At 36.8% G+C, this 14961-nt stretch carries 17 protein-coding genes; 2 read left to right on the top strand and 15 right to left on the bottom strand.

Annotation, left to right across the window (positions count from 1 at the left end):
* Complete coding sequence (locus tag F5ESL0259_RS02425; protein ID WP_110445779.1) at positions 1 to 372, top strand: bacteriocin immunity protein; 372 nt, start codon at positions 1 to 3, stop codon at positions 370 to 372.
* A gap of 52 nt (positions 373 to 424) precedes the next feature.
* On the opposite strand, the gene F5ESL0259_RS02420 is transcribed toward F5ESL0259_RS02425, so the two are convergent.
* The 6 genes from F5ESL0259_RS02420 to F5ESL0259_RS02395 all read right to left on the bottom strand — a co-directional run bounded on the left by F5ESL0259_RS02420 (position 425) and on the right by F5ESL0259_RS02395 (position 5578).
* Positions 425 to 1150 (bottom strand): GntR family transcriptional regulator, encoded by a 726-nt coding sequence (locus F5ESL0259_RS02420; protein ID WP_046324505.1) that lies wholly within the window; start codon positions 1148 to 1150, stop codon positions 425 to 427.
* An 8-nt stretch (positions 1151 to 1158) separates the two neighbouring features.
* The gene (locus F5ESL0259_RS02415) at positions 1159 to 2082 is read right to left on the bottom strand and encodes a nucleoside hydrolase (protein WP_110445778.1); all 924 of its coding nucleotides are present in this window, start codon (positions 2080 to 2082) and stop codon (positions 1159 to 1161) included.
* Positions 2083 to 2189: 107 nt separating this feature from the next.
* A complete protein-coding gene (gene rpiA, locus F5ESL0259_RS02410) occupies positions 2190 to 2882 on the bottom strand; it encodes a ribose-5-phosphate isomerase RpiA (protein ID WP_122037339.1) in 693 nt (230 codons plus the stop codon).
* A 109-nt stretch (positions 2883 to 2991) separates the two neighbouring features.
* The gene (locus tag F5ESL0259_RS02405; protein ID WP_046324501.1) at positions 2992 to 3462 is read right to left on the bottom strand and encodes a DNA starvation/stationary phase protection protein; all 471 of its coding nucleotides are present in this window, start codon (positions 3460 to 3462) and stop codon (positions 2992 to 2994) included.
* 162 nt (positions 3463 to 3624) lie between these two features.
* The gene (celB, locus tag F5ESL0259_RS02400) at positions 3625 to 4986 is read right to left on the bottom strand and encodes a PTS cellobiose transporter subunit IIC (RefSeq protein ID WP_122037338.1); all 1362 of its coding nucleotides are present in this window, start codon (positions 4984 to 4986) and stop codon (positions 3625 to 3627) included.
* A gap of 91 nt (positions 4987 to 5077) precedes the next feature.
* On the bottom strand, positions 5078 to 5578 hold the full coding sequence (locus tag F5ESL0259_RS02395) for a PTS cellobiose transporter subunit IIA (RefSeq protein WP_110445775.1): 501 nt from the start codon (positions 5576 to 5578) through the stop codon (positions 5078 to 5080).
* 148 nt (positions 5579 to 5726) lie between these two features.
* On the opposite strand from F5ESL0259_RS02395, the gene F5ESL0259_RS02390 reads away from it, so the two are divergent.
* Positions 5727 to 7172, top strand: a complete 1446-nt coding sequence (locus F5ESL0259_RS02390) for a 6-phospho-beta-glucosidase (RefSeq protein ID WP_122037337.1) — start codon at positions 5727 to 5729, stop codon at positions 7170 to 7172.
* 101 nt (positions 7173 to 7273) lie between these two features.
* Here the strand turns inward: F5ESL0259_RS02390 and F5ESL0259_RS02385 are convergent, their stop codons facing one another.
* From F5ESL0259_RS02385 to F5ESL0259_RS02345, 9 genes are all read right to left on the bottom strand, one after another.
* Positions 7274 to 8215, bottom strand: a complete 942-nt coding sequence (locus tag F5ESL0259_RS02385) for an aldo/keto reductase (RefSeq protein WP_122037336.1) — start codon at positions 8213 to 8215, stop codon at positions 7274 to 7276.
* A gap of 169 nt (positions 8216 to 8384) precedes the next feature.
* A complete protein-coding gene (locus F5ESL0259_RS02380; protein ID WP_046324496.1) occupies positions 8385 to 8756 on the bottom strand; it encodes a PTS lactose/cellobiose transporter subunit IIA in 372 nt (123 codons plus the stop codon).
* Between the two features lie 10 nt (positions 8757 to 8766).
* A complete protein-coding gene (locus F5ESL0259_RS02375) occupies positions 8767 to 9102 on the bottom strand; it encodes a PTS sugar transporter subunit IIB (protein ID WP_046324495.1) in 336 nt (111 codons plus the stop codon).
* Between the two features lie 241 nt (positions 9103 to 9343).
* Entirely contained in the window at positions 9344 to 9571 is a 228-nt protein-coding gene (locus F5ESL0259_RS02370; RefSeq protein ID WP_046324494.1) for a hypothetical protein, read from the bottom strand.
* A gap of 101 nt (positions 9572 to 9672) precedes the next feature.
* Positions 9673 to 9891, bottom strand: a complete 219-nt coding sequence (locus tag F5ESL0259_RS02365) for a hypothetical protein (protein WP_046324493.1) — start codon at positions 9889 to 9891, stop codon at positions 9673 to 9675.
* 149 nt (positions 9892 to 10040) lie between these two features.
* Positions 10041 to 11234, bottom strand: a complete 1194-nt coding sequence (locus F5ESL0259_RS02360) for an MFS transporter (protein ID WP_122037335.1) — start codon at positions 11232 to 11234, stop codon at positions 10041 to 10043.
* A 6-nt stretch (positions 11235 to 11240) separates the two neighbouring features.
* Positions 11241 to 12683: an FAD-binding protein gene (locus F5ESL0259_RS02355; protein WP_122037334.1), complete on the bottom strand. Its 1443-nt coding sequence runs from the start codon at positions 12681 to 12683 to the stop codon at positions 11241 to 11243.
* Between the two features lie 12 nt (positions 12684 to 12695).
* Positions 12696 to 13430 (bottom strand): SDR family NAD(P)-dependent oxidoreductase, encoded by a 735-nt coding sequence (locus F5ESL0259_RS02350; protein ID WP_052724629.1) that lies wholly within the window; start codon positions 13428 to 13430, stop codon positions 12696 to 12698.
* A gap of 1 nt (position 13431) precedes the next feature.
* On the bottom strand, positions 13432 to 14919 hold the full coding sequence (locus F5ESL0259_RS02345) for an FAD-binding protein (RefSeq protein WP_122037333.1): 1488 nt from the start codon (positions 14917 to 14919) through the stop codon (positions 13432 to 13434).
* Positions 14920 to 14961: the final 42 nt, after the last annotated feature.

Below are 14961 nucleotides of genomic sequence, written 5' to 3'. Positions count from 1 at the left end.
ATGCGTAACTTTTTTGGTAGTTTGTTTTCAAAAAAGCAGCAACAACTAATCGAAGAAGTTTATCAGGATTTAGATCAGTTTTATCAGAGTTTTTACTCTAATATATATAATGAATTGAATATCAATAAATATAAGCAAATTCGTGACGCCATTGGTATGGTCATGCGCAAATTTGACAATCAAGACCATCCATTAGATTATGCTGGTAAATTAGTAATGTACATTCAGGCTAGTGTCGTGCTGCAGCATTTGCATCTAACAACTATGCAGCAAAAGCTTCTACAGGATTTAAGTGACAAAACCAAAAAGATTAACTTAAATTTTGTTTATACTGGACGGCTCACGGATATGCAACAATTTAGCAATGTTTGATTTCCTTTTTTATATAGAATGTATCCAAAAAAAGCAGGCTTTCGCCTGTTTTTTATTTATTCAAATTAACAAAAGTATTAAAGCGCATGTATTGATAATGAATACGCATAGTTGACACTTCAAATGGAGTACCATCATCTAAAAAGAAAATACCTTCCATTACGCCAACTGGTTCAGTAGACTTCAAATTAAGCCTTGCTTGATCATCTCTATCAGATGGATCAACGGTGATGTTAAGAAAGGCTTTAGTGACCACCTTATTTTGTGAATCCTCTAAGTAATTAAAAAGGGACTTTTTTAAGTGCTCAGGTTTAAGCTCAGGAACTATTTTAATAGGTACATAGCCAGTTTCTATCAAAAAGGGCTGTTCATCCAAAAAACGAAGTCTTTTAAATTGGTAAACAAAGTCATTTTCTTTAAGAAACAAGTCTTGAGCTATTCCAGCGGGTGTTTTAATCACATTAAAAGAAAGCAGCTTAATACCCTGCTTTTTTCCCGGGACTTTAAGGCTATCGGTCAACCCTAAATTTGATCCTTCATAACGAAACAATGATTGGTTCTTTAAATATAGGGGATTGATGAAAGTACCACTACCCCTTTTTTTAAAAACAATCCCTTGTTGAGAAAGCAGCTCCATTGCCCTTTTCATTGATGAGCGACTTACTTGATAGTGTTCAGCTAGACTACGCTCGTCTGGAAGACGCATTCCTTCATATTTGTTATCCAAAATATTTTGTTTGATATCGCGCATCACAGTACGATAAACGAAATCTGCCATTATCTACCTCAATTATTTATTTCCTTGATAGCGGAAATTAACCACTCGGAAAATTGTCTACGGTCAATTTCTACACCAACTTGAACATTTGCTGGTTGACCAAAAAAGTTGTCAAAATCAATCATTGATGCGCCATAAGCACTAGGGCTTTTAGTATCGACCACGACATAAGCCGGTTTAAAAGTGTACATTTCCGGTTTTACCAACATTCCAGATGCCAACGCATCATAAACTTCTCGGCCATTAGTTCTAGTGTGATCTTGCAATTTGTCCATAATATGGTAAAGCATATTACCAGTTCTGCCTATTTTCTTAATTTGCATTAAGACTGCCGGAGTAATATAAGCTTGATGGCCTAATTCCAGTGGCGCCAATAAAATTTTTATGCCACTTGCAAAAACAATTTGTGCTGCTTCAGGGTCACCCGCAACATTATATTCCGCATACGGCCCCCAATTGCCACGACCAATTGCACCACCCATAATTACTAGTTGCTCAATTTTAGGTAAATCTTCCGGAAACTGCCTAAAATAAAGCGCAAAATCAGTCGCTGGACCGATTTGCATTAAAGTTACCTTCTCGCTGCTATTAGCAACCACCTCGTGAATTGCTTCTGCAGCTAAACCTGGTTTTAATAAGCTGTAATCAGGTTCAGGAAAATCAAAACCGGCTAGGCCACTTTGGCCGTGAACGTCAGAAGCATCAATTTGGTCTCGTAATAAAGGTCTTTGTGCTCCACTCACGACTGGCACTTTAGTTTGCAAAAAAGTTTCCAGTTTTAAGGTATTGTCCAAAGTGTTTTTAAGCGGAACATTGCCCCATGTTGCAGCAATCAATTTCACATCAAGTTCAGGAGCAAATAAGGCTGTTGTCAATGCTACTACATCATCAATTCCGGGATCGGTACTAATTATCAAAGGTTTTTTTAACATAAGAATCCTCTTTTAAAATGGTTATAGCACTATGATACCAAATTTAGCTTCCACTTGCTCTTTAAAAAAAGTTAGCCAAAAACAAAATCTTAGGCTAACTCGGAAAGTTATTTTTTGCGGTTTTCAATATTGCCATCAGCATGAGCAATAATAACTTCATTGCACATCCCTAAAAAAAGACCATGCTCGACCACACCAACGGTATGATCCAGGTAATCAGCTAGGCCGCTGGGAACTGGAATAGGATCAATGTTTAAATCAATAATATAATTGCCATAATGAGTGACAAAACGCTTATTTCCAGTCAACCGCCACTTAGGATTCAGTCCTTCAGCCTGAAAAAGTTTGAAATTTTGCTCACACGATATTGGCAAAACTTCAACTGGTAATGGAAAACCACTAAGGTGGTCAACCATTTTAGATTCATCCACAATCCAAACTACTTGGCGTGAATTAATCGCAACATTTTTTTCCATTGTTAAGGCACCGCCACCACCTTTGATGCCATCAAAATTAGCGGCTATTCTGTCTGCCCCATCAATAGTTACGTCAAGTTGGTCCACAGTTGCCAATTCAGTAACCTGGAAACCATAGCTTTCCAGCTGCTTTTTACTTCTACTTGAAGTTGTAACCACTGCTGCTAGATCAAGTCCTTCTTCTTTTTTTCTTCTGCCTAATTCAGCAATTAAAAAAGCAACTGTAGAGCCTGTTCCGACTCCCAATTTCATTTTCGGCTTAACTAATTCAGCGGCCTTCACGGCAGCCAATTTTTTCAACCTATCCTGTTCTTCTTTATCCATGATCCGTGCTTTCTAAAATTAAATTATTAACCAGTAACTCAATTTCATTATAGCAGAAAAAGAAGATATAAAAAAAGCAGTCCTAGACTGCTTTTTGCAATTGACTTAATTATTCAGGATCAATTTCAGGAGCTTTGTTAATTTCGCCTGACATCATCCAAATACGTTTTTCAACATCTGAGTGGAAGCCAGTCAGCATATCATTAGTTGAGTAGTCTCCCTCTTCATCACTAACCTTGATTCCTTCCTCATATAGTTGATCAAGATAATGGTAATCAGCAATAATTTTTGCATAGCGCTCATCAATAGTTTCATCCCAATTACCCTTTTCATCAGGAATTTTTGTTTTAGCTGCTATTTCGCTTAGTGTAGAAACTGGAGAACCATCAAGGGTAATTAAACGTTCAGACACTTCATCCAGTTGGTCAGCTAGTTCATCCATTACCTTGTCTAAGTATGGGTGTAATTTCAAAAAGCGGTTACCACGCATATACCAATGATGTTGGTGAACAACCATATGTAATTGGGTCAGATCAGCAACTAATTGGTTTAAAACTTCTTTGGTTTTTGGATATTTCATAAAAAATTCCTCCACAATCAGATAATACGACTACACTTTTATTATAACGAGTAAGCGCTCTTAATACTAAAATATTGTTTAGCATTTTGTTAATTATACTGGAACATTAACAAAGAAAAAATCTGCCTTTTACAAGACAGATTTTTAAAGACTAACTATTATTTATGCGGCATCTGGAGTTGCATTACTCTTTTCATTCTTGAGAGTAACGTTATCAAAATGCTTAATGAACGGATACCAAATCAAAAAGGCTACTATTGCACAAATAATTGAAACTAGGCCACCTTGCCAGCTGGTAGTGGCAAGATAACCACCTAAACCAACAGGTGTTGGCCAAGGCTGTTGTACTCTAATAACTGGAACAATTCTTAGAGCGATTGCTAAATAACCTATGAGCCCTGAAGCCATCGGGGCACAAATAAATGGGATAAACAAATCAATATTATACACAATTGGCAAACCAAAAAGAATTGGTTCGTTGATATTGAAAATAGCTGGCACAATTTCTACTTTACCCAGTTCTTTTAATTGTGTTGAACGTGCCCGTAATACCAGCCAAATAGCCAAACCTAAGGTAGCACCAGAACCGCCAATTGTAACAAAGGCATTTAAGATTTCACCAGCAAAAACGTGGTGAGCACCTTGATTTACATTGGCTTGCATATTAGCTAAGACAATTGGGGAATAGAAGGAGCTGATAATCGTTGCACCATGAATTCCAAACCACCATAAGAAGTGAATAAGGAACAGAATGATTAAAAAGCCCCACCAAGTATCAGCAATATCGCTAATAAATGAGAATGGAATAAACAGTACATTGAATAAATCGGTCCCAGCCATAACTAACGCAATATTAATTGTAGACATTACAACTGCAATACAGAAGCCTGGAATCATCGCACTAAATGAGTTGGCAACGCCTGATGGTACTGAATCCGGCATTTTTATTTGCCAGTTATGCTTGATAGTAAAGCGGTAAATTTGTACCGCTATCCAGGCTACAACCAGACCGATAAAGATACCGACCGCACCTATTCTATAGATACCAGCAGTTGATGCTTGATAACCACCAGCAACCATTTTATTTTTTGTAAAAACTTGTAAAAATTCAACTCTACCGTTTTTCCATACTAATTCAGCTACAGTAATGAAGAAACCCATTAAAAACATCATTAACCCATCAATAGGAATTAAATTTAAGTGCTCTTCATCACGATAAATTTTGGTATAAGAATAAGCAAAAGTACCAGAGAAAACCAGCGCAATAATACCCATCGTGGCGTTGTAAACGGACTGAAACAGGTTGGTAAAACGTCCTATTGTCCCCGCATACCAAGCAGCAAATCCGGGAACAGGTATAGCTTGTGGCAACACTGTCAAAATTAAGAAAATGGACCCAATAATGGAGAATGAAATCACACTATAACCGGCATCCATAATAGCCCTGACGAACCGCGTGGCAGCAAACTTACCCGCCACTTCAGCAATTCGATCTTTTATTGGTTTTTTATTTGGTTCAGCCATAAAAACTACTCCCTCTAATAATTATTATTAGTCAACTATATTTAATTGACTATAATAGTTATTGTAAGCGTATTCAAATAAAATGCAAACATTAATTATTTTTAAATGCTTTAATTGCCTTTAAATATTTATCTTTTCCGATATTAATATTATGTATTCTGCGTTCACAAAAATAAGCCAGCAAAATACCCGCTAACAGAAACGCAACCATAAAATAGACTGAATTCTGATCAGTAATAAAGGGCAGAATTTGTTTTTTGAAAGGTAGAAATAGGCTGCAAGCCAGCAAAATATTACCGATAATTTGAAGCCATAAATAAATTCTGGTAATAGGTACATCGCTCTTGCGGTTATGCATTTTAGTCAGCTGTTCGATGGCAGCAATCCCAGACAAAATAGTCATTAGACCGGCTAAAATTATTCCTGGTAATTTCTGGTATTCAACTAAAATTAACAACCAAAACAAATTAGCAAAAAGAAAGATGACTACGCTATAACGAACCATTAAATAGCGGCTAAAATAAAGATATTTGATACTATCTTCATGTTTTTTACGTTCCACATCACTTTGATTAGAAGATTTGCTTGTCATATGTTTCAGTCCTTTACGATATTATATTAACAATTATAGCCTTACTTTTTGCAATAAAGCTAGTGTTAATGTTACTTGAAGATTAAGTAGCAATTGTATAAAATATAACTGTTAACGCTATCACAAAAATATTAAAAAGGAGATAAAAATGTATTCAGCAAAAATGCCAGAGGGATTTTTATGGGGTGGTGCCGTTGCTGCTCACCAATTAGAAGGCGCCTGGAACGAAGATGGCAAAGGAATGTCAGTTGCCGATGTCATGACTGTTGGCTCTGCCACTAAACCACGCGAAATTACTGATGGGGTTATTCCCGGCAAGAACTACCCTAACCACAGTGCTATTGATTTTTATCACCACTATCAAGAAGATATAAAATTAATGGCCGAAATGGGCTTTAAAGCCTTTAGAACTTCAATTGCCTGGACCAGGATTTTTCCTAACGGCGATGATGAAAAGCCTAACGAAGCAGGTTTAAAATTTTATGATGACTTGTTTGATACCTGCCAGCAATATGGTATTGAACCGGTAATTACTTTATCTCACTTTGAAATTCCCTTTAATTTAGTGAAAAAATATCATGGTTTTACCAATCGCAAATTAATTGATTTCTTTGTCCGCTTTGCAACAGTTTGCTTTAAGCGCTACAAGAATAAAGTAAAGTACTGGATGACCTTCAATGAAATTGATAATCAGTCTGCTTATAACGAAGACTTTTTAATGGCAACAAATTCAGGAATAATTTTTAATGGCATGACTGATAAAGAAAAAGAAGCCGCTATGTATCAAGCAGCCCATTACGAGTTAGTAGCTTCCGCTTTAGCTGTTAAAGTTGGACATAAAATTAATCCTGATTTTCAAATTGGTTGTATGATTAATTATTCTCCTGTTAGACCGCTAACTCCATCTTCAGAGGATGTGTTGTTAGCTGATAAGTTTGAACAGCGTCGTGACTGGTTCTCTGATGTTCATGTCTTTGGTGAGTATCCTAAAGAAGTTGAGGCATATATTGAACGAAATGGTTATCGTCCTGACATTACTGATGAAGACAGAATTGTTTTGAAGGAAGGCACTGTTGACTACGTAGCTTTCAGCTACTACCAAACAACTACTGTTTCAGCTAAAAACGTCAAGCCGGACGAATTAAACGACTTATCTAAAGCAATAACCCAAAACCCAACTTTAGAAAGAAGTGATTGGGGTTGGGAAATTGATCCCGCTGGATTAAGGATTGCTCTAAATCACTTAACTGATCGTTATCACAAACCTTTATTTATCGTTGAAAATGGCTTAGGAGCTTATGATAAAGTTGAAGCAGATGGCTCCATTCATGATGATTACAGAGTTGATTATTTGAGAAAGCATATTTCTGAAATGGAAAAAGCAGTTGCAATTGATGGCGTGGACTTAATGGGCTATCTGCCATGGGGACCAATCGATCTCGTATCTGCTGGAACTGGCCAAATGGACAAACGGTACGGCTTTATCTATGTTGATAAGAACGATGCTGGTGAAGGTACTTTGAAACGTTCACGTAAAGATTCATTCGACTGGTATAAAAAAGTCATTAATTCAAACGGTCTAGATTTGGATTAAATTCATAGTAAAGCACAATAAAATACACGATGCCAATTTGTTGGCAATCGTGTATTTTTTTATTTTAACATTTAAAAGTTAAACTATATTCTTAATTTTTATCAAAAGCTACTGAACAAGTGATCAATTTGCTGATATTCACTTGAAGACAATTCAACTTCTAGGGCTGCAGCGTTACTTCTAACTTGAGCAGCATTACGAGCTCCAGGAATCACAACACTTATTGCAGGATTTGCCATGTACCAAGCCAATACAATTTGCGTAACAGTTGCTTGATGATCTTCAGCGATCTTTCTAATCCCATCAATTCCTGTAATTGCTTCATCATATTGTTTCTTATCAAAATTACCTAGTAGTTTACCACCATCACTATTTTTAAACTTATCCCAGTCTGCTAAAGCATATTTACCCGTTAACAGTCCTGATGCCAGTGGGAAAAATGGCACAAAGGAAATATTATTTTTCTGTAAATACTTTAATTCTTCTTTAACTGGAGATTGGTGAACCAAACTGAATTGATCTTCAACAATATCAACTTTACCGTTTTTGTTAGCTTCTTTAATTTGATCCAATGAAAAATTAGAAACACCAATTGCTCTTATTTTTCCAGCTTTTCTTAAATCAGACAAAGTTTCAACTGCCTCGTCTTTGGGCGTTTCTTTATCCGGAAAATGCAAATAAAAAATATCAATGTAATCGGTCTTCAACCGTAATAATGCTTCGTCAACTGCTTTTTTAATAAACTCGGCACTATTATTAATGGCCATATCCTGCGACTTATCTTGGGCAGCTTTAGTGGCAATTATAACTTTCGAACGATCATAATCTTGCAAAACATCACCAATAATTTCTTCTGATCTACCAAGACCATAGACATAGGCTGTGTCCAAGAAATTAATTCCTAGATTTAAGGCTTCTCGCAGGAGGTCATATCCATCTTTTTCGTTTAAATTATTAAACAGATTATGTCCTCCGACCTTATTCGTCCCTAAACCTAACTTACTGGTATAAACGTCACTTTTGCCTATTTTTACTTGTTTCATATTTCACTCCAAATAATAGATCTAAAATGCGCAATGTAAAAAAGTACAATTATAAAACCTACCTAATAAAGACAATGATGCAAAAATTGATCACGATTAATTAACCGCGCCTTGTTTTTCAAAAACAGTATCGTTTACAAATTCATCAATTTGCTTTTGTTCATTAAGTTTATTCGTCTGCTTCTTTCTTTAATACATTCGCATTAAAGAGCTTTTCATAAAGATCAACCATTTCTCCAGCTAAATCTCTAAATGTAATAGCATTCATCAAATGGTCTTGTGAATGAACAACAAGCAGAGTAACTTTTGTATGGTCTCCTTGAGCTTCTTTGGTCAGCATTCCAGTTTGAGAGTTATGTGCTTCATTAAGAGATTTATCGGATTCTGCTAACTTAGCTCTAGCACCTGCAATGTCGCCTTTTTTAGCCAGTCTGATAGCTTCAAAAGCAAGACTTTTAGCATTACCACCATTGGCAATAAGGCCCATAGCTGCTTCTAAAGTTTCTTGCTCTTTCTGTTCTGGTGTTTGTTTTTCTGCCATCGTTATCCCCTTATCCGTTAATCAGGTCTTCAGCTTGTTGCAATACTTTTTTACCGTCCATCATGCCGTATGAACGCATATCAATAACTCCAAGAGGAATATCGTTACCATCTTTTCCTTGACCTTTTACTTTATTCTTAAAGTCATCTTCCATGTACCGAATTTGTGGTCCAAGTAAAATGCAGTCTGGATGATCTTGCTCAATATGTTGCGAAGCTTCTGAAGCAGGGCATGCAAAAATATTTGCATCAATACCTTGGTCCTTTGCAGCTTGCTGCATTTTGGTAACCAATAAAGATGTACTCATTCCGGCGCTGCAATTAAGCATGATAGTTTGTTCTGCCATAATAATAATTTCCTCCTAAAATGTATCCTAATATTTATTTCTTCTATTATAGCACTTTTAAAATAGCGCTTACTAATAAGTCTATTAATTTTTCCACTATTTTCAGAAAATTTAATGAAGGCTTACTTTTTGTCTGAAAATAAAATATACGTGGTCGGTATATCTTACCGACTACGTATATTACATAATATAGTTCAATTGTATCTATTCAATTTCACAATGATAACTGTTATAGCCTTATTTAAAAACCTTTAAAAGCTAAAACAATTGCAGCGATACCAACAATTAACAATGATAAACCAATAACTAAAGAAGTCCACATTGCCAGAGGCATAAAGCCATTATTAGTACCCTTATGTAAAATTCCGTGGATATAAACGACACTATTAACTACTTGATAAGACCCTAAGGCCATCATAATCGCAGCGATAATCATTAAAAATGCTGCACTCGTTAAAAAGCTTGCCATTTTAACACCCTCTTTTAAACTAATAACTATACTATACAATGATTTTACCACGTTTTTAAATTAAAGTGGATAATAACTTATAATTTTTTTCTATTCAAAATTTAAAAATGATAGAACAAACAAATAATTCCACCACAAAATAAAACAAGCCCAAAAAAGAAAGCAAAAGCAATTGCCAAAATTGAAAAGACATTACTAGTCCCATTTTGGAGAATACTTCTAGTATATTTATAACTAGATACTAGTTCAAAACCAGCTAGCAAAAGCAAAACGACACCCATAATTTTCTGGAATATTATGCCGTTGAAAAAGTTAGTCATTACTATCGCCTTCTTTAATTTTAAAGCCCTTTCAGTTTTATTTTGCCTAATTATAAATCCTTTAATAAAAAAAGTATAGCAATTATATGTTACCCAAATTTAGTAAAAATTTAGTGGTTCACATCACTATAAACTATTGTCTGCTTTTATTACTTCTTTGCAGCTAAAACTAAATTCTTTTGAAATTTAACCACTAAACAAACTACGGATAGCATTAGTGCCAGCAAACCGCTTAGAGAGAAAGCATTAAAACCTAAATGACTGACTAAACTAGTCAAAGGATTAATTATCAGTGGACTAACGACTCCACCTACGGAATAAATCGCAACATAAATTCCCAAAGCCATAGAAACACTGTTATCATCAACAATTAAGGAAATCAAATAAGGAAATTGTCCCATTGCAATACTCATCGCTGCTCCTACTATAAAACTACCAATAAAGACAATTAACAAAGAATGAAACAGACCAATTAATAAGTATGCAATGCCATACAAACATAATGAAAGAGCAATTGAAGAGTAGCGAAGTCTTTTGCCAATTTTACCCACAAATAAGCCACAGATCATCCCACCAACAAGAGAAATAGTAGATGTTAGAGCTGCTTGTGCAGTGGCACCAAGATTTTCTTTCACTACAAACAAAGAGATATTATTATTTAAAACATTATTAAGTAACATTATCAAAAACGCCCAGAAGGCACTATAAAACACGAATTTGTTTAAATGAATTTTAGTATTACCTGCTTTTGTGTCATTCCGAGAAACGGTTCTGTTTTCAAAGGGCAGAAGAAGAAATACAATTAGCAGTATTAGCAGTGAAAACAAGTATATCCAGTAATTATTAATCCAACTGCTTGAAGTTGCCAGTTGACCTCCGCCCATGATAAAGACCATGCCACCAATATTAATAAAAGTTGTAGATAACCCCATAGTAGATTCACGTTCACTTTGAGGCAGCAATTGTGCGATTAAAACTTGAGTTAAATTGGTGCAGGCTCCTTGACCTAAGCCCACTAAGCATGAACAAAAAAGCAAAAACGCAAAATTCGTGTGCAGTACTAGTGGCAATAACCCACCAATTGTCACCAAACAAATTGAAACAAGGGTCAACACTTTTAAATTAACTTTATTTGCTGTCAATTTACCAATGATTATTCCCGCAAGCATCATAAATAAATTTGGTAAAGATGTCAGCATTTGTACACTAGTATTGTTAAGGGTAAAAAATTTAGCAATGGCAGCGTAAGATGGGGTAGTAGCTAAAGATGCCATGCCAATCATACTAACCGCTAAGATACCTATACGAGTTTTTGAAACAGAAACTCTTTTAGCACTATTCATTGATATTTACCGCGTTTTAGTAATACTTTGAACGGCATTTCTACCTGAAAATACGGCATACCCTGCTGTACTTCCTGGTAAAGTGACAGCGTAAGTATCACCAACAAGCATCCCTGCAGCATCATTGCCAACAGCATAAACTCCGGTAAGTGGATAGCCATAGGAATTTAAAACAGCATTGTTATTATCAACGCGAATACCACCAATTGCACATGCCATACCAATACCCAATTCTACTGCATAATATGGACCATCTTTTAAAGCTGTCATGTATGCGGGAGCTTTACCAAAATCGGCATCAGTTCCTTTAGCCACTAAGTCATTATAACGCCCAATTGTTTGCGGCAAATTGGGCAAATTCAATTTTTCTGCTAATTCAGCCAGAGTGTCGGATTTGGTCAAGTACTTATCACCATTCTGTAAGTCACGCGTAATTTCTTCTTGTAAATGTTCGAATTTTTCAGGTGAAACTGGTGAATTGCCTACTTCCTTGTAAAGACCGACATTAGTTAAATGGTTAACCGTTTCTTGATTAAGGATTGAAAAGGTTCTTGACTGGGTCAAAAGGGCGCTGCCCGCATGACACATGTTGTCATTGACATCTTCATTAACAAAGCGTTCGCCTTGTTCATTTACCCATAAAATTGCCTCCTGAGTCGCTGCTGCTGCCAATTGTTCAGGCATATGAACAAAAGGTGGACGGGTTTTATCCAAAATGGCGCCGCCACCATACTGAATAGCACCCATTTGATAGTGTTCAGCTCCGGCCTGCCATGCTAGTTTCATACCGTCTCCGGTAGATTTGCCATCACTAACTGACAGCAAACGTTCAGTTGCAGGAGCCCGCTTCTTAATTAAATCAGGATTATCCACATAGCCGCCTGTAGCTAAAATTATGTTAGTTGCAGTTAATTCTCTTAACTGTCCTGTAGCCTCATTTTTAATAACTAGACCACTGACATGACCATTATGTTGTAAAATTTTTTGCGCACTAATGCTAGTCACAATTTCCACGCCAAGAGCTTTAGCCTGAGGTATTAACTTTGCAATCACAGCATGACCACCACCGGCAAAAGTGTGAATAGTAGGCCAGCTCTTGCCTTGAGGACCAACTTTACTAAACTCAACTCCAAGAGAATGAAGCCAGTCAATTACTGAACCACTTTGACTAATATATTTTCGTAAATGAGGGGCACTGGCTTCATAGTGCGAATAGTTCAGTTCATCTTGGAGCAATTGGGTAGGATCAATCTTAATGCCTTTTTCTTTTTGCAAAAAGCTGTCGACTCCCATTGCGCCTTCAATATAGTTGCCGTCACCGCCAAGTGTCCTGCCTTTTTCAATTACCAAGGTCTTAATACCCTGCTCGCCAGCACTGACAGCGGCTGCCAAACCGCTAAGCCCGCCACCAACAATTACTAGGTTATATTCGGAATTTTTAGGAAACATGAATTTTTTCTCCTACTTCAAGCCGACTGAAACACCGCCATCGCTTAGAATTGTCTGACCGGTCATAAATGTGGCTTCACTCGCCACAAAAACAAAGACTTTAGCAACTTCGGCAGCGGTTTCTGCCCTCTTCATTGGTACAGTTGGTAAAACTTTCTCCAAAAAGCCGCCTTCGTTAAGTGGGGTTTTAGTTAGGCCGGGAGCAACACTATTAACACGAATATTTTTGTCAGCATAATCAATCGCCGCAGCTTGAGTCATACCAATAATGCCATTTTTGGCTGCATTATAAGCGCCCATACCACCAGGATTATAAATACTGCCCAAAGCACTGGTATTAACGATTGAGCCATAACCTTGCTTTAAGAAAAGTTTGATTTCTTCGCGCATACATAAGAAGGTCCCACGCAAATCCAAGTTGATCGTATTGTCAAAATCTTCATCAGTCAGTTCGGCAAATGGCTTCAAAACACCACCGCCGGCATTATTCATCACGTAATCAATCTTACCGTAATCGGAAACGATAGTTTGTAAACCGTTCTTGATACTGTTTTTATCCATGACGTTCAAAATCAAGCCGGTAATCTTACCGTTATATTTTTCATTCATTTCAGCAGCAACATCCAATACTTTCTTGTTATAGTCAGTTAAAACGACATCGCTACCTTGCTTGGCAAATTCTTCACTAATAGCGTAGCCAATACCCTGAGCAGCTCCAGTAACAACAGCAACTTTTCCTTCTAACAATTTACTTTTCCCCCTGATTTAAACTCTTAATTGCTTCTTCTGCAGCAATCCAGCCAGAGACAAAGGCAAAGCCGTTAGCAATACCTTCATAACTGGGGTAGCCATCAGAATATAAACCGTTAACATTATTACCAACAATATATAAATCTTTTAGTGGAGTGCCATCTTCTTTTACCGGCTGACAGTTGCGGTCAACATTGACACCGTCTAACGTTCCTAAAATCGCACAATGTTCAATTATTGCGTAAAACGGTCCTTCTTGAACGTCAAACAATAATTCAGCAGCCGGCTTTAAGAAAGTGTCGTCCTCTTTCTGCTTAACGGCCTGGTTATAGGCATTGACACTCCTTGTGAGTGAAGAATAAGGCAGTTGTAACTTTTGGGCTATTTCTTCCAGGGTATCTGCTTTTACTACTTCACCCGTTTTAACCGCTTCGTCAAAGTCTGTTTGAATATTAGGTAAAGGCCCCACAGTTGTTCTAGGCGTTTGGCCCACATCACAGAACTGCCTTTCAAAAGTGTCTTCAAGATTAACCTCTTTTTGCTTAAAAGTGTCTAAAGTCTTTTGGTCCAGTAAAACGTAATACATACCATTAACGTTATGGGCAGCATTGCCCCACATAGCAAAATCATAAACAACGTCCTCGTTTACAAAACGATTAGCGGTCTGATCCAACCACAGTAGCGGTAAATTGGTTAGAGTTTCAACAGCACTATCTCTTTTCATAGGATTAATACTCATGCTCGGTGCACCGCCATGGGCAAAAAGAACTGGATGGTGACGACAATCTGCTCCTAATTTATGCGTTAATCTAATTCCCGTACCCGTAGATTTGCGCTCTCCCAGGTTCAAAAGTGCTTTAGTATCTGAGAAATTGGCTGTCATCATTTCCTGACTGCCGCAATAGCCGCCATCAGCAAATATTACTTTTTTAGTAGCAATTCTAATCTCTGCACCAGCTTTATTTTTGGCAATAACGGCTTTTAAGCCATTATCATATTCCAGATCGACGGCTGCAGTTTCCAACATTACCTTATTGCCAGCTGCGGTAAATTTATCTGGTAATTTATCCCAGTTAGTCATTTTCTCTTTAAAATTATTAAATTTATGGTAGACCAGTGGATCATTTAAGTGTGCTTTTTGTTCGCTTTGTTCCACAGTTACCGGTAAACCCATTTCTGCTAAACGATCGATATTGGCACCTGACTTTTTTAAAAATCGCGCCAATAATTCACCATTAACAAAGAAGTGGTTGTAATCTGTTAATCCGTTAAAAGCTTCACGATAGCCATAATTTACGTGCCGTTCTTTTTGTTCAGTGGAATTAATAGCAAAAACTCCATGAGCACCAAATTTGCCGGCACCTCCAACTTTGTTACCTTTTTCTAAAAGTACAAATGGCACATGCTTTTGATAAAGTTCAAAACAAGCTGAAATTCCAGCCGATCCTGAGCCAACAACTACGACATCAGTTGAAAAAGAATTCAATGTAACTTCACCCTTTCTGATATTTTGTGATTCTTATTACAA

This window comes from Lactobacillus sp. ESL0259 (assembly GCF_003693045.1).
Taxonomy (GTDB): Bacteria; Bacillota; Bacilli; order Lactobacillales; family Lactobacillaceae; genus Lactobacillus; species Lactobacillus melliventris.
This window is presented reverse-complemented; position numbering and strand designations above follow the sequence as displayed.